Genomic DNA, 20,775 nt, shown 5'->3' on the forward strand with positions numbered 1-20,775 from the left:
ATTATATAATTCATATTTTTTATTATTTAAATACATAAAATACGTACTTTCCAGTGCCTGATCTTACCACACCTACCTTGCCCGATGCCCTTAACTACTACTTTTTCTTTCCTGCCCAAGCAACCGGCCGCACCCGGGGCGCGTGCTGCAGCCGTTAGGGTGCACCGCGCTGCCGGTACCGGAGTGCTACGGGGGCTGATTGTGCTGGGCCTGCTACTGCTGGGCTGGTTTGGGTGGTGGTTTACCGATGCCCGGCACATCGGCTATGCTCCGCTGTTCTGGCTGCTGTGCATCTCCCTCGGTTTTAAGTTGCTGCGCATGCTCCACGAGTGGTATCACTATGCCAGTATCAGCTACGCCCAGGCTCCCCTGCCCCTTTGCCCAGCCCCGGCCGCCTCGGTGGATATTCTGACCACAGCCTGCCCCGGGGAGCCCCACGATATGATTATCCGGACCCTGGAGGCCATGCAGGGCATCCGCTACCCGCACACCAGCTACCTCTGCGACGAAGGCAACGACCCTCTCCTGCGGGCTGAGTGCCAACGCCTGGGCGTGGTGCACGTGACGCGCCAGCAGAAAATCAATGCCAAGGCCGGCAACATCAACAACGCCCTGCGCCAAGCTACCGGCGAGTTCTGCGTCATCCTCGACCCAGACCATGTGCCGGCACCCGAGTTTCTGGACGAGGTACTACCGTATTTCGCCGACCCCACGGTGGGATTTGTGCAGGTGGTACAGGCCTACGGTAACCAGCACGCCAGCCTGGTGGCCCGGGGCGCGGCCGAGCAGACCTACCATTTCTACGGCCCCATGATGATGGGCATGAACGCCTACGGTACCGTGCAGGCCATAGGCGCTAACTGTACGTTTCGGCGCAGTGCCCTTAACTCTATTGGGGGGCACGCCGCGGGGCTTACTGAGGATATGCACACGGCCATGCGCCTGCACGCGGCCGGCTGGCGCTCCGTGTATGCGCCGGTGGTAGTGAGCCGAGGGCTGGTGCCGGTGTCGTTGGCGGCCTTTTACGCCCAGCAGCTCAAATGGTCGCGCGGGTGCTTTGATTTGCTGGTGCACGTGTATCCCCGCCTATTCGGGCAGTTTACCTGGCGGCAGCGGATCCACTACTTGCTGCTGCCCCTGTATTTTCTTTCCGGGCTGATTACGTTGCTGGACGTGAGCGTACCCCTGCTGGGCTTGTGGCTGCACCGCTTCCCCTGGCACGTACCGCTGGGGGGCTTTCTGCTGCACATGGGCCCGGTTGTGGTAACGGCCCTGCTCATCCGGCTGCAGGCCCAGCGCTGGCTCCGGGAGCCCCACGAAACCGGCCTGCACCTGGTGGGCGGCCTGCTGCGGGTGGGCACTTGGTGGATATACCTGCTGGGGCTGATTTATACCATTCTCAACGTGCGGGTGCCCTACATTCCGACCCCCAAGGAAGACACCCTGCAGAATGACTGGCGGCTAAGCCTGCCCAATATTACACTGCTGCTAGTATCGGTTGGGGTGGGTAGCTACGGCCTACTGATGCACCACGATGCCTACGGCTGGCTGCTCACGCTACTGGCGGCTTTCAACGTACTGAGTCTGCTGCTGGTCATACTGATGGGCCAGCAGTTGCTGCTGCAGCGGCTACACAACCAGTTGCGCGCTATCAGCTTGGCCCATTACCTGCTGGTGCTCCTGCCCCGACTGCGGGCCGCCCTCCACACCCGGTTGCTGCCCGCCCTGCGCTACTACGCGCTGCCCGGGGCCCTGGCCGTTGGAGTCGCCAGTGTCGGGGGCAGTATCTGGCAGCGGCATCACACCCAGCTGCAGCAGGCGGAGCTGGCGCAGCAGTGGCTGTGGCAGGGCGACTCCGTACTGCATTTCGGCCAGACGCACTCACTGCCGCTTGGGCAGCTGGTGGGCGCGGGTGCGTACGTATCTGCTCCAGCCCCTCGCGCAACCCTAGTGCACTGGACGCTTACCGCCGGGCAGCTGCGGCAGCTTACTCCCACTGCGCTGCGGGAGCTTAGCGCCGCCGGCTACGTTCCGTTGCTCAGCTGGCCTATTCTGGCCCATACCGATACCAGTTGGGCTCCCACGCTCCGGCGGCTGGCGCGTAGTGGCTCCCCGGTGCTGCTCCGCCCAGTATTGCCGCCCGCCCTCACTGCCAGCCAGCACCGCCGGCAGTGGCAGCACGTAGCCCGCATTGCCCAGGCTAGCCCGCAGTCCAGCATTATTTTGGTCTGGACGCTACCCGCCCAGCGGCCAGTAGTCGACTACTTCCCGGGCCGGGCCACCGTGCACTGGCTTGCCGCCGAGTGCCCGAATGGGGAGGCAGATTACCCAGCCCGAAGAGCTGTTCTTGCTCATTATCCGGAGCTTCACCAGCTGCCCGTTGCGCTCCTGACCGACACTGCCGTTCTGCATAGCCGATTACCACAGCTAGCCAGCCGCTACCCCGAGCTTAAGGCGCTGATTAACCGCCAGCCTACCCCCACTACGTGGTTTGCTCGGCGGTAAGTTCAGCAGCCAGCAAAACTGCCCGGCTACTTTCGCAGAGGCGAGGCAGTCGGGCAGTTTTTTACTTAAATATATTATAAACCGCTGTTTACAAACGGCTTATCACCCCCTACTAAAAGCTTTGCACGATGCTATTGTGCAGGGTACGGGGGCTCCAGTAGCCGCTGGCAATAATGCGGCGAATGGTGTAGAGCGGGTCCTGCTGGTCGCGCTTTTCGGCCAGGATGAAGGCCGCATCCATGCCGCGCTTCTTCAGCTCGGGAATGGACTCGGGGCGCCACAGGCCGAAGGGGTAGGCGAAGTAGTTGATCTTCTTGCCGGTAATTTCTTCGAGCTTTTTGGTAGGCTCCTCAATTTGGGTAACCCAGTCCTTACCCTCGTACTTCTTCACGTTGTGATGGTCCCAGGTGTGGGAGCCGATGACGTTGCCCTCATCCGAAAGCTGCTTTACCTGCGCCTTGCTCATGTAGTTGGGCCGGCCCAGGCTCACCGTCATGATGAAATACACCGCCTTGAATCCGTACTTGTCCAGCGTGGGCCGGGCCACCGTGAACTGGTCGAGGTCGGTGTCATCAAAGGTGAGCATGATGGGCTTGCTGGGCAGGGCCGCGCCGGTGGTCAGGTAGGCGTACAGTTGGTCGGGCAGGATGGTGTGGTAGCCCGAGTCGGCCAGCATCTTGATCTGGGCCCGGAACTGCTCCACCGGCACAATGTAGTCCTTGGCCCCTTTCGAGTCCTTGGCGCGCCAGTCCCGGATTTGGTGATAGCACAGAATGGGCACCTGGGGGCGGGCCGTAATAGTAGCCGCATCGGCCCGCTGGCCGGCCGGAATGGTAGCCGGGGAGCCGGCGCTGGTGCTGGCCGCCGAGGCGTTGCCGGCGGTGGGCGTGGCGGCGGTGCTGGCCGAGTCGGCCGCATCCTGGGCTTTGTTTACCACGGCGGCCGTTTCGGAGGCAGTGGCGTTTTTGGCGTCGTTGCAGGCGGGCAGCGCGGCTAGAGTGGCCAGCGCGGCGGCCAGCACGGGGTACTTGGGGAAGTTCATGAAAAGGAATAATGCGGCCCAAGGAGCTTCAGACCGTACTTTTAAGGGTGATAGGCCGACCTTGGGCTAGGGCATTGTATCTTCGCCGCAGGACTTCCCTCTACAAATCAACCGCTAATTTTTCGCATGGACAACCTTCGTGGTACCGGCGTCGCCCTCGTCACCCCCTTCACTCCCACCCCCGACCGCGCCGTGGATTACCCGGCCCTGCGCCGGCTCATTGATTTCACCATAGACGGCGGCGTAGAATACCTCGTCATCAACGGCACCACGGCCGAGTCGCCGACCCTCACCACCGAGGAAAAAGCCGAAATTCTGCGCGTAGTAAAAGAGCACGTAGCCGGCCGTGTACCCTTGGTGTACGGCATTGGCGGCAACGACACGGCCGCTGTGGAGCGCACCATCCGCAGCACCGACCTGACGGGCATTGCGGCGCTGCTTTCGGCCTCGCCCCACTACAACAAGCCCAGCCAGCGCGGCATTATTGCCCATTACCATCGCTTGGCCGATGCCTCGCCGGTGCCGGTGCTGCTCTATAACGTGCCCGGCCGCACCAGCTCCAACCTCACCACCGCTACCACCCTGGAGCTGGCCCGGCACCCCAACATCATCGGCATCAAGGAAGCCAGTGGCAACCTGGAGCAGTGCATTGCCATTGCCGCCGCCAAACCCGACGATTTCCTGCTGATTTCGGGGGATGATATGATGACAACCTCGCTCATTAGCTTCGGGGGCGTGGGCATCATCTCGGTGCTGGCCAACGCCTTCCCCCGCCGCTTCTCCGACATGACCCGCGCTGCCCTGGCCGGCGACTTCCAAGAAGCCAGCCGCCTGCTGTTCGGCTTCGTGGAGCTGAACCCGCTGATGTATGAGGAAAGCAACCCTGTGGGCGTGAAAGCTGCTCTGGCTGCCCAAGGTATCTGCGCCGACGCTGTACGCCTGCCGCTGGTAGAAGGCTCGGAAGGGCTAAAAGCCCGGATTACGGCCTACGCTGGATAGCCCAGATAAAATTCATCGTACAAAAAGAGGCGGCCTAAGGCCGCCTCTTTTTGTACCAGATACTTTATAGAAGGTCCTTAAACTGGCCCTTTCCGAAATATTCTGCCCCGTCGAACTGATTCGTTGTACCAGTTGATAACAGTTCAAACCGCAGCCGCTTCCCGTCGATGTTAACGTAATCCAGCAGTACAAAGCCGTAGCGCGGGTGGAACAGCAGATCCAGCGTGGAGCGGCCTTGGGTGCAGCGGGCCACGGCCGTTACCCGCTGGCAGGTGAGCTGGCCGAGCCGCGTGGTTACGGGTTGTTCGCCAACTGTTTGGTAATGGGTTTTGACCAACATCCGGCCTTTCCAAACGGCCCAGGCAGGGTTTGACCACTGAGAGCCAACCTCTAGTTCCCAGTCCCATTGCTGGCCTGTTACAGGTGGCTGTTTAATTTCCGGGAAGGGACTCAATTCCAGAATAGCGTACTGGTCGAAGCGAGGAGGATGAATCCAGATACCACCAGCACTTTCCTCTACCCCGGTTTTGCTGGATATGTTACTGGTTCTGCTATGCCAGCCAATTCCCTTTTGAGTGGAATCCATTCGCCACGCCACACCCGACGAGGTCAACACTACAGTATCGACTACTGCCCATCGGCCCGACTCGAAGCGACTTACCTGGTAAATAAATTCTCTGTTTTTGGAGAATACTTCCTGCTTCCTAGCTGTGGATTTCGCTTCCCTGTTAGTAGGCTGATCCTCTGGTCTTACTTTTTCCTGATTGCAACCCAGAATCAAGACTCCCAGCAAGCCAACCAGCAAAATCAGGCTTTGCTTAACCCGTTGCACCCCACCCATACCTACCAGCCACTGGCCAGCACATCAGCCACGTGCAGGGTTTTAAGGGGCTTTTTCTCGCGGCGGATGTAGGCATCGAGGTGCATGAGGCAGCTGGTGTCGGTGCTGATAAGGTAGTCGGCGCCGGTAGCCAGGGCGTGTTCTACTTTCTGCTCAGCCATAGCCACCGATATAGCTTCGAATTTCACGGCGAAGGTGCCACCGAAGCCGCAGCAGGTTTCGGTTTCGGCCATTTCCAGCCGCTCCAGGCCCGGCACGGCATCCAGCAGCTGGCGCGGGGCTTCGCGGATGCCACACTCGCGCAGGGCTGAGCAGGAGTCGTGGTAGGTGTACTTGCCGCTGAGCCGGGCCTGCGGAATCGACTGCACCCCCAGCACGTCCACCAGAAACTCCGTCAGCTCAAACGCCCGCCGCTGCACCCCGTGGTAGCGGCCCGAGTCGGGCGTGCCTTCGAACAAATCGGCGTAGGTGTTGCGCACCATGCCAATGCAGGAGGCCGAGGGGCTCACGATATAGTGCTCCTGCTCGGTGGGAAAGTCGGTGAGGAATTTGCGGGCCACCTCGCAGCTCTGCTCCTTATAGCCGGCGTTGTAGGCGGGCTGCCCACAACAGGTCTGGTTGGCGTTGTAGTGCACCTCGCAGCCCACCGCCTCCAGCACCTTCACCATATTCAGGGCCGTGTGCGGGAAAAGCTGGTCAACAAAGCAGGGAATGAACAGGTCGACTTGAGGGGCTGGCATTGGGAGTAGTCAAGAGTCAGGTGGCGGAGCTACGAAAGTACGATTTGATTGCCATCCGTAGCGGTGGGCTGGACCAGGCCAGCACCAGCGTCAGCAAGCCCAGCAAGCCGAATCCAACAGCCCCCACTTTGTTTTCTGACTGAACGCTGCCTGCCGACAGCAGCACCTGGCCTGCTTTTTCCAGCTGATATACCAGCGGGCTGCCCTTGGCGGCATCCTCGTTATAGTAGACTTGTACTGAGTCGCCGACGTGCAGCTGGGCAGTGTAATAGGCAGCCAGCTCCTCACTTTGCCCGAGGTACACCTCCCAGATCCGGTCTTGCGGGTGCGTGGCAAATTTCAATATGTAGGGCCGATACCGGGCTGTGGAACGCCGAACCTCCACCCACGATACCACCCCATCGGCACGGGCCAGGCTGGCCAGCGGCTGGCTGGCGCGGTACCATAGCAAGCCCGAGCCAGCCAGCAGTAGCAGCACGAGCAGCCCAATCTTTACCAGCACCCAGGGCAGCCTGGCCCGCGCTGCCGCTTGCTGCTGTTTGGTGTACCGTTTTCGTCGTTGTTGCTGCCGCTGCGCATGCACAGGGGTTGAATTGCGCCGATTCGCCATTGGCGTAGTTCAATGCCCGGCAAATATGCGCTGATTCCAGGTCAGCGCCTCTGCTAGGGCCTCCCGGGTCAACTCCGGCGCGGCACCAATTTCGGCGGCGAAGTCCAGGAGCCGTTCGGTGGGCATGTTGCCGGTGAGCTCATCGGCCGCCATGGGGCAGCCGCCGTAGCCGCCCAGCGCCCCATCGAAATGGCGGCAGCCGGCCTCGTAGGCGGCCTGCACCTTCTCGCGCCAGGTGGTGGGCGTGGTGTGCAGGTGCGCCCCGAAACGAATGTGCGGGTAAGCGGCCGTCAGTTCCCGGAAGGCCGGGGCAATGGTGGCCGGCGTGCTGGCCCCAATGGTATCCGACAGGGCCACGATGCCCACCCCCAGGGCGTCAAGCTTCTGGGTAAACTCACCGAGCACGGCGGGGCTCCAGGCGTCGCCGTAGGGGTTGCCGAAGCCCATACTCAGGTACACTACCTGCTCTTGCTCAGTGCGGGCGCACAGCTCCTGCATGCGGGCCACGTCGTCGAGGGCCTGGGCAATGCTTTTGTTGGTATTGCGCTGCTGGAAGGTTTCGGATACGGACAGTGGGAAACCAATAAACCGGATTTGCGGATACTGGGCGGCCATTTCGGCCCCGCGCAGGTTGGCCACAATGGCCAGCAGCTGCGTTTTGGATTGGCTCAAATCCAGTGCCGCAAGCACCTCGGCCGTATCGGCCAGCTGCGGAATGGCTTTTGGTGACACGAAGGAGCCGAAGTCCAGCGTGTCAAACCCCACCCGCAGCAAGGTGTTGAGGTAGCTGATCTTGTCGGCGGTAGGGATGAACGTGGACCAGCCCTGCATGGCGTCGCGGGGGCATTCGGTGAGGTGGAGCATGGGTGGGAAGGGTGGTGAAGTTGCGAAGTTGTGAAATTGTGAAAGAACCCACGCCATGCAGAGCTGCACGAATAGGCTCAGATGGTGGCAGCAAGCCGTCCGATAGTGCAATGCACGGAGCTATCATGCTTGGGCGCAGGCAGAAGCCAGAAGCCAGAAGCCAGACACGGGACAACAGAACCATCACTTCACAATTTCACCTTTCACAACTTCACCACTTGCCAAAGAACTACTCTGCCACGGCTGGGGTTTATCCTATTACCTAATTCGCTCTATCTAGCCCCGTTCAATGCTGCACCGCCTTCGTGCTCTGCCCGCCGTTCTGTTCGTCCTATTTCTTACCGCTTGCAGCCAAAGTCAAACGCTGCAAGGTATCTTCCAGGCCCGCACCCCGCACGAAGCCTATGCTCATAAGCTGAAACAGGCCGGCCTGGCCGAAACCGCCCTGGGCCGCGACTGGCTGCGGGCCGCCGACCAGGCCCTGCGCGACTCCTTGGTGGTGAAGCTGCCCTTCCAGGAATCGGGCTTTTTCCCGGCTGACCGCGCCGTAGCCACCGGCCTGCGCTACCAGGTGCGGCAGGGCGAGGCCATCCACATCAGCCTCACGCTCGCCCCCGGCACCCGCGCGCCCAAAGTATTCGTGGATGCCTTCGAGCTGAACCCCGACCGCTCGGCTCCGCGCCCCCTGGCCTCGGCCGATACCGCCGACCTGAGTTTCCGTTATGTGGCCGATGCCGACCGGCAGCACCTGCTGCGGGTGCAGCCGGAGTTGCTGCGCGGGGGCCGCTACACCCTGCGTATTCGGCGGGAGCCTAGCCTAGGGTTTCCGGTCCGGGGCAAGTCGGATGTGGCCGTGGGCTCGTTCTGGGGCGTAGACCGGGACGGTGGGGCCCGCCGCCACGAGGGCATCGATATCTTCGCCCAGCGGGGTACGCCGGCCGTGGCCGCCGCCAACGGTTACATTACTAGGGTGCAGGAAACCCCGCGCGGGGGCCGGGTGGTATGGCTGGCCGATACCGACCACGGCCAGCACCTCTACTACGCTCACCTGGATAAGCAGCTGGTGCAGGCCGGCCAGCAGGTAAAACCCGGTGATACCCTGGGCCTGGTGGGCAACACCGGCAACGCCAAAACTACCCCGCCCCACCTGCACTTTGGCGTGTACCGCAACGGCGCCGTCGACCCATTCCCCTTCGTGCGCCGCGCCGATGCCCTGACGCCCGCCCCGAAAGTGCTACCCGCCCGTCTGGGCCAGTGGGTGCGGGCCCGGGAAGCCAAATTGAGCCTGCGCCGCACCCCAGCCTCTACCGCCGCCGTAGCTGCCTCAGCTACCCGCGCCACGCCGCTGCTGGTGCTCGGGGCTTCAGCCGAGTGGCTGCGGGTGCAGTTGCCGGCCGGCCGCACTGGTTTTGTGCTGGCTAAAGCCGTCCTGACGGCCGCCCCTCTGCGTCGTGAGAACCTGGCGGCCGTGGCAGAGCTTCGCTCCTTCCCGCTGCCCGATGCCCCCGCCATTGCCTCCCTGCCGGCTCAGACGGCCGTAGCAGTGCTGGGCGAGTTCGGCGGCTACCGGCTGGTGCGCCAGGCCGATGGCCGCACGGGATGGGTAGCGGTGCAGTCGGTGTAGGGTGGTTTCTTGCGGCCTGGCTGACACAGGCAAAGGAACGTCATGCGGAGCGCAGCAGAGCGTAGTCGAAGCATCTCTACCGTAATAGTAAACCCGACATTTGATGATGCATGATAACGAAGCGGGAGAGATGCTTCGGCTACGCTCAGCATAACGTTCCTTTGCTGCCTCTGCCTCTTCAACAGCCTAGACTATTCCGATAATTTTCTCTTATCTGCCCTATTTCTTCACCTGGGCTTCATGCACCGGCCCGTACGTTTGATGCGGTGATTGGAGTAAAGAACGCGGGGCCGCTTTGTCAACGAAGCGGTTCCGCGTTTTTCTTACCCCGGCGCGGTGGTTGCCCCGTACCCAGCCCAGAAATTTCTGTTCTCTTTTTAAGACCGCCCTTCCAATGCGCACTCCCCTTTTTGCCGCCGCGCTTTCCCTGTTGCTGGCCGGCGCTGCCCCCGTTTCCTTCGCCCAGTCCCCCGGGCCCGCCCGCACCGCCACTGCGGCCGCTGCCTGGAATATCACCCTCGATGCGGCTCTGCAGCAGGCCAAAGCTACCGGCCGGCCCGTGCTGGTCGTTTTCTCGGGTTCCGACTGGTGCAAGCCCTGCATCATGCTCAAGCAGGAAGTGTTCGATAAGCCTGAGTTTGAGCAGTATGCCCAGAGCAAGCTGGTGCTGGCCCGCTTCGACTTCCCGCGCAGCAAGAAAAACAAGCTGCCAGCCGAGCAAACCAAGCTCAACGAGCAGGCTGCCGCCAAGCTGAACAAGGAAGGGGCTTTTCCGCTGGTGGTGCTTCTCTCGCCCGATGGTAAAGTGCTGGCCAAAACCGGCTACCGGGCCGGCGGGGCCACGACCTATATCACCTACCTGAACACGCTGCTGGCGCAGAAATAATCCGTAGTTCACCGATGACCGATGCCCGATTCTTCGGCGGCATCGGCCGTTTTGCCTGCTTTGTTCTACTGCCTTTATGCTCCAGCGTTTTCTTTGGTTTTTCTGCCTGCTGGGCCTGCTGCCGCTGGCCGCTGGTGCCTCCCCCGGTCATCCGCGCAACTTCACCAAGGAGGCCCGGCTAATGGGCTCCCACTTCACCTACACGGTGGTGGCCGACAACGACACGCTAGGCTGGAACGCCCTCAACGCCGCCCTTGCCGAAACACGCCGCATCGACCGGCTCATGTCGTTCTGGGATTCTACCTCGCAGATTACCCGCATCAACCGCGCCGCCGGCCTGCGCCCGGTGGTGGTTGATCAGGAGGTGTTCGACCTGATTCAGCGTACCCTGCGCATTTCGGAGTTGAGCGGGGGCGCGTTTGACGTCACCTTCGCCTCGGCCGACAAGATTTATAAGTTTGACCGGCAGGAGCACCCGCTGCCCGCGCCGGAAGTAATGAAGGCCGCCGTGGCCCGCATCAACTACCGCAACGTGCTGCTCGACCCCGCCAAACGCACCGTACTACTCAAGGAGAAAGGCATGCGGATGAATCTGGCCGGGGTACTGCAGGGCTACGGCATCCGGCGGGCCCGGCAGGTGCTGGATAAGCTCGGCATCAAAGGCGGCCTGCTCAATGGTTCGGGCGACATCCTGTGCTGGGGCCGCCAGGCCGACGGCTCGCTCTGGCGCGTAGCCATCGGCGACCCGGACCACCCCGGCAGCATTTCCTCCTGGGTGCAGGTAACCGACGTGGCCGTGGTGACGGCCGGCAACTACGAGCAGTATTTCACCGCGGCCGGCCGGGTGTATGGGCACATCATCAACCCCGCCACGGGCATGCCCGCCACCGGCCTGCGTTCCGTTACCATCATCTGCCCCGATGTGGAGTTGGCCGACTGTCTGGATGAGGTAGTGTTTGTAAAAGGAGCGGTGGATGGGCTGGCCTTTATCAACACGCTGAAAGGCGTGGATTGTACGCTTATCACCGACGACAACCGCACGCTGGTATCCAAAAACATGCAGGTGCGCTACCTGCGCAACAATGCCCCGGTGCCCACCGTCGTGGCCCCACGGCCCTAGCAGCGGCCCTGTTTCTTCGCCCTCTTGCTCCCCTCATCCATGAACCGAACCCTTATTTTTTCGCGTCGGTGCCGCCCTTTGCTGGGGCTGGCCGGGCTACTGGCCGCTACGGCCAGCCTTTCGAGCTGCGTATCGGTGGCCGCTTACCAGAAAGTATATCTCAACGACGAGGACATGAAGCTTGCCAACAAGCGGGTAGAAGTGTACGAATCCAATTTCGAAAGCTACCGGGAAGGGGCCGGCGGTGCCAACGGTGGCAAAGTCGGGGGTGGTTGTGGCTGTAACTAGCTGTTCAGAAAACTTTATAGAACGTCATGCTGAGCGGAGCCGAAGCATCTCTACCACTTCGTTGCCCTCGCATTGATTAATCAGAGGTAACGATGCTTCGGCTTCGCTCAGCATGACGACCTGAAGCCCCTTTCTACACAACTCCCCTCGTTTTTGCGATGAACTTCTCCCCTCTTCTCCGCGGTGACCGGATACTGCCGCTAGCCGCCGGGCTGCTGCTGCCGGGGCTGGCCCTGGCCCAGGGCGGCCTCACGCCCAACCGGATTGATGGCTCCGGCGTGCCCGTTACGCCTTCTGCCACCAACGTCAGCACGGCCTCACCCGGCGAGACGGAGGTGAACATCCTCGGCAGCTACTATCAGCAGGACGGTTCCCACGGGGCCGTACAGGGCGGGCAGGGCACCGAGCAGCTCACCGACGTGACGCCCACCATCATCCTCAACATTCCGCTCGATACTGTCAGCCGCCTCACGGCCAACATCGGGGCCGACTTCTACGCCTCTGCCTCCACTGACCGCATTGATGGCGTAGAGGGGCTGTACCTCTCCACGCCGTCTTCGCACGATGCCCGCTACCACGTGGACCTGGGCTACTCCCGTGAAAATAAGGCCAGGCACCGCATTGTGGGGGTAGGCGGCGGCGTGTCGAAGGAGTATGACTACTTCTCGGTGAACGTGGCCGCTTCCTGGGCCAAGGCCTCGCAGGATGGCAACCGGGAGCTAAGCGTGGCCGGGCAGGCCTTTTTCGATAAGGCCAAGCTGATTTACCCCACCGAGCTGCGCACCGGCCAGATGCTGGTGCCCACCGATACCCGCCAGAGCTACAACCTGAATCTGGTGTACTCGCAGGTGATTAGCCAGCGGCTGCAACTAGCGGTGAGCACCGAACTGGTATACCAGAGCGGGCTGCTGAGCACTTCTTTCCACCGGGTATACTTCCAGAACACGGCTTTACCGAAAGTCGAGCAGCTCCCCCAGCGCCGCTTCAAGTACCCGGTGGGCCTGCGCCTGAGCTACTACGCCACCGACATAGTGCAGCTACGTGGCTTCTACCGCTTCTACAACGACAACTTCGGCATTACGGCCCACACGCTGGAGCTGGAAGCCCCGCTGAAGGTCACGCCCTTCTTCGTGCTGTACCCCTTTTACCGCTACCACACCCAGACGGCCGCCAGGTACTTCGCCGCTTACGCCCAGCACAGCCTCACCGACGAGTTTTACACCTCCGACTACGACCTATCGAAATTCTCGGCCAACAAGTACGGGCTGGGGCTGCGCTACTCCCCGGTGTACGGCATTTCGCGCTTCAAAACGCCGTTCAGCAACAGGGCCGGCGGCCGCAAGGTGGCCAAATTTAAGTCCTTGGATGTGCGCTATGCTTATTACCAGCGCAACATCGACTTCCAGGCCAGCGTGGTCAGCTTCGATTTAGCTTTTACGATGCCGTAGCGGCGGCCCCCACCTAGCAGCGGAAAGCCCCGCCCGATACGGTATCGGGCGGGGCTTTTGTACAGCTAAGCCGGAGTACCTATTCCGCAATGACGACGGCACGGCCGAGCTTTTTGGAATACGCTACTCGCCGCTCCCGACCATCGGCCGATGGATAATCGAAGCCCACAGCACGGGCATCCTCCTTTACCGAAGTCCAGGATTGAGCATCTACGTTCTGGGGCTGGGGGGCGGCGCGGGGCACAGCAGGCTGCACAAACCGGTCGTCGCGGAAGAAGCTGTTCATACCCTGCAGAATTGCAATTTCCTTGTCGCGCAAGGTAGCCGCCTGGGGGTCGTCCAGGTCCCGCTCGTTGATGAGGGCCGTAGCCGGCATCACCTCCTTGCGGAGCGTATCCCCGGTGGGGCTGATGATCATGAAGTAGGCCTGCGAAGTAGCAATTTTGGGCCCGCGCAGTTGCAACACAAAATTATCCTTGGCTTTGGTAGAGGAAAAGGTGTGCGCCGCATTCACCGTGCGTAGCACAGTGCGCTCCGACACACGGCCCCGGTTGGCCTCGGGCGAAGGTGTGAAAACCCGGTCAGCATTCTTGGATGTCCCTACCTCCCGCTCGGTATTGATACAGGAAGCAAGCTGGAGCAGAAACAAGGCCCCCACGGCAGGGAGTACAAGCTTTTTCATAAAAGGGGAGTGAGCCATCATCAAATCAGTTCGGCAAAATACAAAAACCAGTGGTAGCCGGAATCAGCGTATTTTCCTGCAAAATCAGGAGTGGAAGGGAGGAGCATCAGTTAGCCGGTGGGGAGGCAGAGCCGAGACCCTAGGCACTATAGCCTATGCGGCTTTTTACGGGATGAACTACCCGTTGGGATGCACTTACCACACTTTTTTCACTGTATTTAAAACAATCCCAGCTCAAACCCCACCAACCAGCGCGGAAGTTCCGCATACGCAGGGTTTGCTGAGGCCGTAAAGGTATCGGAGAGGCGGTAGCGGCCCAGCAGAGCATAGCGCCCCGCCCCCAGCCGGGCCCCTACCCCGTAAGGCCAGCGGCGGACGTAGCCCAGGCCGTGCTCCACGGTGTTTATCCGCTTGCTGCCCGTTGGGCCGGGCTGGTCCTGAGTGCGGTGCGTTGATGCCATTACCCAGCCGCCCCAGCCGCTGACATCCAGGTAGCGCCCAATCACATTGCCCCGACGCCCGACGCCAAGCCGCACGTACGGCTCCAGGTGCAGCTGCGAAAGTACGATGGACTCCTGTTGATGGAGCTGGGTAGTTGGCAGCAGCTTGCGGCTATTTTGCTCCAGCGAATATACCAGCCGGGCGTAGCGCACATCAAAACCCGTGGCCAGGGCCTTGCTGATCTTAAACTTATACCGCACCCCGGCAAATGGCTCAGAGGATGCCCAGTACCGTAAGTCGGCGCCGGAGCCGGTGGGCCGGCCGACTACGGCCGCATACCCCAGGAACACGTGCTGAAAAAAGGCCCGGTTTGGTCCGTACCCAACCTCCATGGAGTCGGTGGCTGGAGTAGCGCGCAGCAGCACCCGTTGTGCCTGCACCTGGGGCAGCAGCAGGCAGCCGGTGGCCAGTGCACCTAGTAGTAGCGTCCTCTTCATTTGGCCGGATACGTTGCGGTATAGCCCCGGTAGTGCACCCGAACTGATTTTTCACCTTCAAACTGGTTTACAGGCACCTGCAACACCACGCGCTGGGTTACTTCCAGCACTTCGTAGCGCAGCGGATGCCCGGCGGCGTCCAGCACCTGCCAGTACAGGTAATGAGGAAGCTCTGGGGCCACTACTTCGTCGGGTTCAGTACTATGGGGGCCTTGGGCCTGCTCCTGCCCTACTGGCGCTACGGATTTCCCGCCGGCCGGAGTAGTTGCTTGCACCGAATCGGCGAAAAGCGGTAAGGTGCGAGCCGGCACAAACGCAGCTTCTGGCCGAATGACAACCCGCAGAGTGGAATCCTGACGGACGAAATCGAAGGTTGGGGCGACTGGAGGGCGCGCCTGCAAAACGGTCCGGGCCTGGGGCAGCCCATAGCCGTGAGCGTAGTCGAAATACGGGTACAGCTGTCCGGCCTGCTGAATTTGCCGGAACAGCTCCATGGCCGTGAGGCTACGCTGCTTTTCCCACACACAGGCCGCAAAGCCCGCCACCAGAGGGCTAGCGAAGGAAGTGCCCTGGGTGCGGGTGTAGCCACCGGGCAACGCCACCACAGCCGCTCCAAACGCGGCCACATTGGGCTTCAGGCGCTTGCCCGGAGCCGGCCCGTAGCTGCTGAAGTCAATGTGCAGGTACGTGTCGGGGTCGAGGCCGCCCACTGCCAGTACCGAGTCTCCATCAGCGGGGGTGCCTACTGTGCGCCACTTGGGGTCGTCGCCGTCGTTGCCGGCCGCGTTTACCACCAATATGCCTTTGCGGACCGCCATTTCGGCGGCGCGGGCTACCAGGCTGGTATGGCCGTTCATCTGCTCCGGAAAATAGCGCCGGTCGGTGTAGCCCAGGGAAGAGTTAATGATATCGGCCCCGTTGCGGTCGGCCCACTCGGCGGCGGCCAGCCAGGCTTCCTCCTCGGCGTACCGCTCCCGGTACATCTGCTCGGTGCGGGCCAACAGAAACTCAGCTCCGGGGGCCAGTCCCAGGTAGGTACTATCTGGCAGCTGCCCGGCAATGCAGGACAGCACCTCCGTGCCGTGGTTGCCGCCCTGGTACACAAAGGGAGTGCGGCGCAAAAAATCGTAGGTACCCACAATGGCCTGCCGCCGCCGCAAGTGCGCAAACGCCGCGTGCCGGTCAGCCCCGTTAAAGCCCACGTCAAAAATGGCAATGCGCAGGCCCTTCCCACTGAGGTTGGCTTTCTGAAAGTCCTTGGCTCCCAGGGAAGCCGTTTGCCGCCGGGCCAACGAGCGCTCGGCGGCCGTGAGCGGGCGGGCAGGAGCAGCAGCCTTACCAGCCGGCAACATGGGCATGAGGGGCCAGGCTACTACACTCCGCACACCCGGCAGGTGGCGTAGCCGCTCGGCCTGGGCCGGCGTAGCCCGGCAGGATACTGCGTTAAACCAGCGGCTTACCAGCGTTATGGTATCAGTGGTGGCGCGCACTTGGGCCAGAAAATCGGGCCGCACCGGAAAATCGGTGCTATCGGCGGCGGGCAGGTGCTGGCGCCGGCGCCGGGCCTGAGCAGGGGCACTGAAATAGGTAGCCGGCCGGAGAGTCTGGCCGGCTTTGTTGCGGAAGCTGACCCAGTAGCGCGCCGTAATGGGCGAGTTCTGAGCCTGAGCAGCCAGCGAGAACAGCCAAAACAAGCCGAGGTAGTAAAAGCGCAAGCGAATAGAATTGAAGAAGTATAGGGCGGGCACCAAAATACGACAAACCATTCAACTCCCCCGGCAAATTGATTTCTAACTCGTTCTAAACCTCCGATACCGATACCGTAACTACGCCGGCAAATCAAGCGTTGAACTTAGACTGCCCGCTTACAAGTAGTACACCTCTGATTTCTGCCATGAAATATTTCCCTTCAACTCACTTTTTGCGCGCTGCGTGCGGCATAGGTCTGCTTTTTGGAGCTACCAACTGCGTATCACAAAAAAAATACGCCGCGCTGCAAACCCAATACACAGACGCAACTCGTTCGCGCGACCAGTTACAGGTCGAGAAAACGGCTCTTCAGCAGGAAAAAAGTCAGAATGAAGAAGCACTGCGCACGAGTTTATTATCTAAAAGTGAGCAAGTAAATCAGCTGAATGTCAACCTAAGCGGAGCCCAGCAAGAGAATTCCCAGCTTTCGGCTGATTTGCGGGGCAAGGAGCAGCGAATTGCAGATATGCAGCGTATCCTTGATCAAAAAGATGCGGCCGTGAAAGCACTCCGGCAAAAAGTTGGCGATGCGCTATTGGGTTTCACTGCCCAGGATTTACAAGTAAATGTGCGAAACGGGAAAGTATACGTTTCGCTTTCCGAGCAACTGCTGTTTAAATCCGGCTCTACCAAGGTTGACCCCAAGGGCCAGGAGGCCCTCACAAAGCTGGCCATTGCCCTGAAAGGAAATCAGGATGTAAATGTGCTGGTAGAAGGCCACACGGACAATGTACCCGTTGCAAAAGGCACAGCTGGCATGCGCGACAACTGGGATTTGAGTGTATTACGTGCCACGGAAATCACCCGGATTTTAACCCAGGCCGGGTTACCAGCGGCGCAGGTCACCCCCTCTGGCCGGGCCGAATATGCCCCAATAGCCACCAACGACGGCGCTATGAATAAGGCACTTAACCGAAGAACCGAAATTATTCTTACGCCAAAGCTGGATGAGCTATTCCAAATTCTGGAACAAAATTAGGTGCATATAATGCCTAAAAAAGGGAGCAGCTGCCTAAATATACAGGCGGCTGCTTCCTATTTTTTTACGCATAATTGCGCAAATAAAACTTCTCTGCTTACAACTTCCGGCCCATAGTTCCGTATGCAAAATCACTCTTTTTAAGAACTACACGCTGTTCACCGCCACTGCTTTTGCAGTGGCTTTTCTGGCAGTTAATTGTTGATGATAGTAAGAGTACGCGAAAAATGCGCTTGTCATCACAGAAAAAAATATTCAAATTTGAGTTTTACTTTTCTTCCTAAATAAATTTCTAGCCCCATGGCAACTGCTGACCTTAACAAACTGCAACAAATCCTGGCAAATGCCGAGGATAATGACGCCCTACTCACGCAAATTCGCAAGCAGGTAGGAAAGGTAAATGAGCTGCTCACGGAGCTCAATGAAATGCTGGACCCTGAATACAAGATTGTTAAAAAAGAGCGTAAGCCCCGCGCCGTAAGCGCTACCGGCAAGCGCCCCGGCCGCCCCAAAAAGAACGTCAGCGCCGAGTAATTCGGCTGCGCATACATACAACAGAACCGCCCGGCTGCTCGCAGTCGGGCGGTTCTGTTGTATGGTGGTCACGCTACAACAGGCTGAAGGTGGAACTCGGCCTCGCGCTGCCACACCTGCCCATCGTGGCGAAATAGTACCAGCTGCTGCAGTACGGCCGGGGCATGTAACCGGCGTTCCTCGAAAACCGCCCGCAAGGCGGGTACCTGGGCGGGTGGCAAGTCGCGGGTGGCCAGGGTCACGTGCGGCACGAACGGGCGAGTTGACTGGGGCACCGGGAGCAGCTGCCGGCCGCATAGCTGGTATAAAGCACTGTGTAGTTCGTGCAATTCCGCAGCCTCCGTAACCGCCACGTATAGGGTGCGCTGCTGAAACCACCTGAAATCATGAAGCTGAACCCGGCAGGCGTGATGAGCCGCCGCGAAAGATGCCAGGAGGCGGGTGGCCTGTCCAGCAAACTCAGGGGGCTGCCGCAACGGCGGAATCAGGGTAATGTGCGGGGGCAACCGGATGGCATTGCGGCTATCAGTAAGCTGATGCACCTCCTGCTTTAGCGCCCACACCTGCTGGCTTACCTCCTCGGGCAGTAGTAGCGCAACCAGGTAAAGCTCCATAGGATGGGTAGTTGAGAGTATACAAAGTGCCCCGAGTATCAACGCCCTGCCGCGTAGCTCCCGTACTGGCAGTACGACACCACGCGGCAGGGCGTTGATACTCGGGGCGAGGGCGTGTAGGGCTAGAGGCCGTACTTGCTGATCAGGTAGATAAGGGCGGCCATGCTGGCTCCGCCCAACTCCAGCTCCCGGCGGTTCACTTTATCAAAGGTATCGGCGGCGGTGTGGTGAATATCGAAGTAGCGCTGGGAGTCGCAGTGGTAGCCGATAAGAGCCTTTACCTGCTCCTTCAGGGGTTCAATATCGGTACCGGAGTGGCCGGCCACAAACTCTCCGCTACCGTAGGGCCGGAACAGAGGCTGCCAGGTCTGGATTTTGCGTACCACGGCGGGCTCCGCCTCAATGGAGAAGCCGCGCGGTGTAAATCCACCCCCATCCGACTCCATGGCGGCCAGGTGCTTCTCGCCAAGGGCCTTGGCCTGCTCGGCGTACTTGTTGCCGCCCCGCACACCGTTTTCCTCGTTCATAAAGAGTACGGCACGCACCGTGCGCTCGGGCCGCAGGCCAGTAGCCTTCAGCAGGCGCAACACTTCCATGCTTTGGGTGCAGCCAGTTCCATCGTCGTGGGCGCCCTGGCCCAGGTCCCAGGAGTCGAGGTGGCCGCCCACGCTGATGATTTGCTCGGGGTATTTTGAGCCCTTGATTTCGCCTACCACGTTGTAGCTCTTGATTTCGGGCAGCTGCTGGCAGCTCATTTCCAGCTCCACGGTCAGGTCAGAGTCGGCTTTGAGCAGCTGGCTGAGCCGGTCGGCGTCGTTGGTGCTGAGGGCGGCGGCGGGCACTTTGGCTACTTGCTCATCGTAGCGCATGGTGCCGGTGTGCGGAAAATCGTCGTGGGCCAGGGAGAGGCTGCGCACCAAGGCCCCCACGGCCCCGCGCTTGGCCGCTTCCACGGCTCCGCTGCGGCGTTGGTCACCGGCCTCCCCGTAGGCCCGGCCGGTTTCAATGTAAAGCGGGTTCATGGGGCGGTTGAAGAATACCAGCTTGCCCTTCACTTTTTCGGCGGGCAAGGCGGCCAGCTCCTGCATGCTTTGCACTTCTACCACCTCGGCCTTCAGCTTGCCGTTGGTACCTACCGAGCCGCCCAGGGCGCACACGTTCAGAGCCAGGCCTTTGCCTTTGGAGCCTCTTACCTGCGCCTTTTCCGGGGCCCCGCGCACCCAGCGCGGCACCATCACCTCCTGCAGGTACACCCGGTCGAGGCCCATTTTCTCCATCACCACTTTGCCCCACTGCACGGCTTGCTCGGCCTGGGCTGAGCCACTGAGGCGCCCCCCAATCTGGCCGGTGAGGTAACGCAGGTTTTCGTAGCTCTGCCCGCGGCTCAGAGCCTCATCATAGAGCTTGCGGATGGCCACGGAGTCGGCGGTGGTTTGGGCAGTGGCGGCCAGGGGCGCAGTGGCTACCAGGGCCGTAGCCAGACCAAGTGCCCGACCAAGGGAAGAAAAACGCATAGAAAGAGAGAATATAGCGGGACTCGAGAGTGCCTCATAGAGGCGAAAATGGCGGTTGGGTTGCAGCTAGGCGGCTCAGAAAGGAGTGCTAGGGGTTGGCCGGGCCATAGCGGCGGGCCGTGGCAGCAGGCTGCTGGGTAGAGTCGCGGGGAATCCGCACCTCCAGCAGGTAGTTGTATTCTCCGTCCCCGACGGTGGCCAGGGGCCGGGCGGCCCCTAAGGCCTCCACCGTTTCCAGAATAGTATTGGAGTGGCCCACCACCAGCACGGCGCGGCCCCGGTACTCCTGGCGGATGCGGCGGACCAGGGCGGTCAGCTGCCGGGCATCATAGGTTTGTACCGGCAGCTTGAGCTTATCGGCCAGGGGCTGGGCGGTGCTGCGCGTGCGGCTGGTAGCCGTACTGAAAACGCCGCTCAGCATGATGTTGCCCTTCAGCGAGTCGCGCAGGGCCAGGGCGCGTTGCTGGCCGGCGGCCGTCAGGGGCGGGTCGGCTAGGCCAGGCGTCAGCTCCTTTTCGCCGTGGCGCACAATGTACACGCGGGTATCCAGGCCCTGGGCATAGTGCCGCTGCCAAGCCTGACGGCCGCAGTTACTGCTGACCAGCAGCAAAACCAACGATAATAAACTGATCAACAGACGTCTACGCATATTCATAAGCAGAAAATGGTTGGTTCTACACCAAAGCATGACAACCCTTGGCTGATTACAAAGCAACTGACTTTCCGCACATATCGGCTTGCGACGCCCGCAGAAAGTGGGGCAAAAAATTCCCGGGTTATTTCAGCTGCCCGGTTGGA

General features: G+C 60.8%; 20 protein-coding genes. 9 read left to right on the top strand and 11 right to left on the bottom strand.

What is annotated here, in order from left to right; all coding sequences use genetic code 11:
- Window positions 1-84 precede the first annotated feature (84 nt).
- Entirely contained in the window at window positions 85-2,505 is a 2,421-nt protein-coding gene (locus ROI90_RS07505) for a glycosyltransferase family 2 protein (protein ID WP_315997714.1), read from the top strand.
- 112 nt (window positions 2,506-2,617) lie between these two features.
- Here the strand turns inward: ROI90_RS07505 and ROI90_RS07510 are convergent, their stop codons facing one another.
- Window positions 2,618-3,547, bottom strand: a complete 930-nt coding sequence (locus ROI90_RS07510) for a polysaccharide deacetylase family protein (protein ID WP_315997715.1) — start codon at window positions 3,545-3,547, stop codon at window positions 2,618-2,620.
- 126 nt (window positions 3,548-3,673) lie between these two features.
- Between ROI90_RS07510 and dapA the strand changes: the two genes are divergently transcribed.
- Window positions 3,674-4,546 carry a 4-hydroxy-tetrahydrodipicolinate synthase gene (gene dapA / locus ROI90_RS07515; RefSeq protein ID WP_315997716.1) on the top strand — a complete coding sequence of 291 codons (873 nt, stop codon included), beginning with the start codon at window positions 3,674-3,676 and terminating at the stop codon, window positions 4,544-4,546.
- 64 nt (window positions 4,547-4,610) lie between these two features.
- On the opposite strand, the gene ROI90_RS07520 is transcribed toward dapA, so the two are convergent.
- The 4 genes from ROI90_RS07520 to ROI90_RS07535 are packed head-to-tail and all read right to left on the bottom strand — an operon-like array spanning window position 4,611 to window position 7,601.
- A complete protein-coding gene (locus ROI90_RS07520; protein WP_315997717.1) occupies window positions 4,611-5,387 on the bottom strand; it encodes a hypothetical protein in 777 nt (258 codons plus the stop codon).
- Between the two features lie 2 nt (window positions 5,388-5,389).
- Window positions 5,390-6,127 (bottom strand): (Fe-S)-binding protein, encoded by a 738-nt coding sequence (locus ROI90_RS07525; protein ID WP_315997718.1) that lies wholly within the window; start codon window positions 6,125-6,127, stop codon window positions 5,390-5,392.
- Window positions 6,128-6,143: 16 nt separating this feature from the next.
- Entirely contained in the window at window positions 6,144-6,710 is a 567-nt protein-coding gene (locus ROI90_RS07530) for a DUF3592 domain-containing protein (RefSeq protein WP_315997719.1), read from the bottom strand.
- Window positions 6,711-6,746: 36 nt separating this feature from the next.
- A complete protein-coding gene (locus ROI90_RS07535) occupies window positions 6,747-7,601 on the bottom strand; it encodes a hydroxymethylglutaryl-CoA lyase (RefSeq protein WP_315997720.1) in 855 nt (284 codons plus the stop codon).
- Window positions 7,602-7,890: 289 nt separating this feature from the next.
- Here ROI90_RS07535 and ROI90_RS07540 point away from each other — a divergent pair, with 289 nt between their 5' ends.
- The 5 genes from ROI90_RS07540 (at window position 7,891) to ROI90_RS07560 (ending at window position 12,967) form a co-directional block, all read left to right on the top strand.
- Window positions 7,891-9,225: a M23 family metallopeptidase gene (locus ROI90_RS07540; RefSeq protein WP_315997721.1), complete on the top strand. Its 1,335-nt coding sequence runs from the start codon at window positions 7,891-7,893 to the stop codon at window positions 9,223-9,225.
- Between the two features lie 394 nt (window positions 9,226-9,619).
- Entirely contained in the window at window positions 9,620-10,111 is a 492-nt protein-coding gene (locus ROI90_RS07545) for a thioredoxin family protein (RefSeq protein WP_315997722.1), read from the top strand.
- Window positions 10,112-10,187: 76 nt separating this feature from the next.
- Window positions 10,188-11,231 carry an FAD:protein FMN transferase gene (locus tag ROI90_RS07550; RefSeq protein ID WP_315997723.1) on the top strand — a complete coding sequence of 348 codons (1,044 nt, stop codon included), beginning with the start codon at window positions 10,188-10,190 and terminating at the stop codon, window positions 11,229-11,231.
- Between the two features lie 39 nt (window positions 11,232-11,270).
- Complete coding sequence (locus ROI90_RS07555; protein ID WP_315997724.1) at window positions 11,271-11,519, top strand: DUF4266 domain-containing protein; 249 nt, start codon at window positions 11,271-11,273, stop codon at window positions 11,517-11,519.
- A gap of 158 nt (window positions 11,520-11,677) precedes the next feature.
- Window positions 11,678-12,967 carry a DUF3570 domain-containing protein gene (locus ROI90_RS07560; protein ID WP_315997725.1) on the top strand — a complete coding sequence of 430 codons (1,290 nt, stop codon included), beginning with the start codon at window positions 11,678-11,680 and terminating at the stop codon, window positions 12,965-12,967.
- A gap of 79 nt (window positions 12,968-13,046) precedes the next feature.
- On the opposite strand, the gene ROI90_RS07565 is transcribed toward ROI90_RS07560, so the two are convergent.
- The 3 genes from ROI90_RS07565 to ROI90_RS07575 form a co-directional block, all read right to left on the bottom strand.
- A complete protein-coding gene (locus ROI90_RS07565) occupies window positions 13,047-13,649 on the bottom strand; it encodes a hypothetical protein (protein ID WP_315997726.1) in 603 nt (200 codons plus the stop codon).
- Between the two features lie 218 nt (window positions 13,650-13,867).
- Entirely contained in the window at window positions 13,868-14,587 is a 720-nt protein-coding gene (locus ROI90_RS07570; protein WP_315997727.1) for a hypothetical protein, read from the bottom strand.
- Entirely contained in the window at window positions 14,584-16,302 is a 1,719-nt protein-coding gene (locus ROI90_RS07575; protein WP_315997728.1) for a S8 family serine peptidase, read from the bottom strand. The genes ROI90_RS07570 and ROI90_RS07575 overlap by 4 nt, the downstream gene beginning before the upstream one ends.
- Window positions 16,303-16,481: 179 nt before the next feature.
- Here ROI90_RS07575 and ROI90_RS07580 point away from each other — a divergent pair, with 179 nt between their 5' ends.
- Window positions 16,482-17,315, top strand: coding sequence for an OmpA/MotB family protein (locus ROI90_RS07580; protein ID WP_315997729.1), 834 nt, complete (start codon window positions 16,482-16,484; stop codon window positions 17,313-17,315).
- A gap of 300 nt (window positions 17,316-17,615) precedes the next feature.
- Window positions 17,616-17,849 (top strand): SICA family protein, encoded by a 234-nt coding sequence (locus tag ROI90_RS07585; protein ID WP_315997730.1) that lies wholly within the window; start codon window positions 17,616-17,618, stop codon window positions 17,847-17,849.
- 68 nt (window positions 17,850-17,917) lie between these two features.
- Here the strand turns inward: ROI90_RS07585 and ROI90_RS07590 are convergent, their stop codons facing one another.
- The 3 genes from ROI90_RS07590 to ROI90_RS07600 all read right to left on the bottom strand — a co-directional run bounded on the left by ROI90_RS07590 (window position 17,918) and on the right by ROI90_RS07600 (window position 20,626).
- Entirely contained in the window at window positions 17,918-18,463 is a 546-nt protein-coding gene (locus tag ROI90_RS07590; RefSeq protein ID WP_315997731.1) for a 2'-5' RNA ligase family protein, read from the bottom strand.
- A 122-nt stretch (window positions 18,464-18,585) separates the two neighbouring features.
- The gene (locus tag ROI90_RS07595; RefSeq protein ID WP_315997732.1) at window positions 18,586-19,977 is read right to left on the bottom strand and encodes a M20/M25/M40 family metallo-hydrolase; all 1,392 of its coding nucleotides are present in this window, start codon (window positions 19,975-19,977) and stop codon (window positions 18,586-18,588) included.
- Between the two features lie 88 nt (window positions 19,978-20,065).
- Complete coding sequence (locus ROI90_RS07600; protein ID WP_315997733.1) at window positions 20,066-20,626, bottom strand: phosphoglycerate mutase family protein; 561 nt, start codon at window positions 20,624-20,626, stop codon at window positions 20,066-20,068.
- Window positions 20,627-20,775 lie beyond the last annotated feature (149 nt).

The organism is Hymenobacter endophyticus (assembly GCF_032464715.1).
In the GTDB taxonomy this organism is placed as follows: domain Bacteria; phylum Bacteroidota; class Bacteroidia; order Cytophagales; family Hymenobacteraceae; genus Hymenobacter; species Hymenobacter endophyticus.

Excerpts from the sequence above, each read along its gene's own strand:
- ROI90_RS07600 (WP_315997733.1), bottom strand. The coding sequence starts at position 20,626 with ATGCGTAGACGTCTGTTGATCAGTTTATTATCGTTGGTTTTGCTGCTG.
- ROI90_RS07520 (WP_315997717.1), bottom strand. The coding sequence starts at position 5,387 with ATGGGTGGGGTGCAACGGGTTAAGCAAAGCCTGATTTTGCTGGTTGGC.
- ROI90_RS07580 (WP_315997729.1), top strand. The coding sequence starts at position 16,482 with ATGAAATATTTCCCTTCAACTCACTTTTTGCGCGCTGCGTGCGGCATA.
- ROI90_RS07595 (WP_315997732.1), bottom strand. The coding sequence starts at position 19,977 with ATGCGTTTTTCTTCCCTTGGTCGGGCACTTGGTCTGGCTACGGCCCTG.
- ROI90_RS07550 (WP_315997723.1), top strand. The coding sequence starts at position 10,188 with ATGCTCCAGCGTTTTCTTTGGTTTTTCTGCCTGCTGGGCCTGCTGCCG.
- ROI90_RS07590 (WP_315997731.1), bottom strand. The coding sequence starts at position 18,463 with ATGGAGCTTTACCTGGTTGCGCTACTACTGCCCGAGGAGGTAAGCCAG.
- ROI90_RS07585 (WP_315997730.1), top strand. The coding sequence starts at position 17,616 with ATGGCAACTGCTGACCTTAACAAACTGCAACAAATCCTGGCAAATGCC.
- ROI90_RS07540 (WP_315997721.1), top strand. The coding sequence starts at position 7,891 with ATGCTGCACCGCCTTCGTGCTCTGCCCGCCGTTCTGTTCGTCCTATTT.
- ROI90_RS07505 (WP_315997714.1), top strand. The coding sequence starts at position 85 with ATGCCCTTAACTACTACTTTTTCTTTCCTGCCCAAGCAACCGGCCGCA.
- dapA (WP_315997716.1), top strand. The coding sequence starts at position 3,674 with ATGGACAACCTTCGTGGTACCGGCGTCGCCCTCGTCACCCCCTTCACT.
- ROI90_RS07570 (WP_315997727.1), bottom strand. The coding sequence starts at position 14,587 with ATGAAGAGGACGCTACTACTAGGTGCACTGGCCACCGGCTGCCTGCTG.
- ROI90_RS07535 (WP_315997720.1), bottom strand. The coding sequence starts at position 7,601 with ATGCTCCACCTCACCGAATGCCCCCGCGACGCCATGCAGGGCTGGTCC.
- ROI90_RS07510 (WP_315997715.1), bottom strand. The coding sequence starts at position 3,547 with ATGAACTTCCCCAAGTACCCCGTGCTGGCCGCCGCGCTGGCCACTCTA.
- ROI90_RS07565 (WP_315997726.1), bottom strand. The coding sequence starts at position 13,649 with ATGAAAAAGCTTGTACTCCCTGCCGTGGGGGCCTTGTTTCTGCTCCAG.
- ROI90_RS07525 (WP_315997718.1), bottom strand. The coding sequence starts at position 6,127 with ATGCCAGCCCCTCAAGTCGACCTGTTCATTCCCTGCTTTGTTGACCAG.
- ROI90_RS07545 (WP_315997722.1), top strand. The coding sequence starts at position 9,620 with ATGCGCACTCCCCTTTTTGCCGCCGCGCTTTCCCTGTTGCTGGCCGGC.
- ROI90_RS07560 (WP_315997725.1), top strand. The coding sequence starts at position 11,678 with ATGAACTTCTCCCCTCTTCTCCGCGGTGACCGGATACTGCCGCTAGCC.
- ROI90_RS07555 (WP_315997724.1), top strand. The coding sequence starts at position 11,271 with ATGAACCGAACCCTTATTTTTTCGCGTCGGTGCCGCCCTTTGCTGGGG.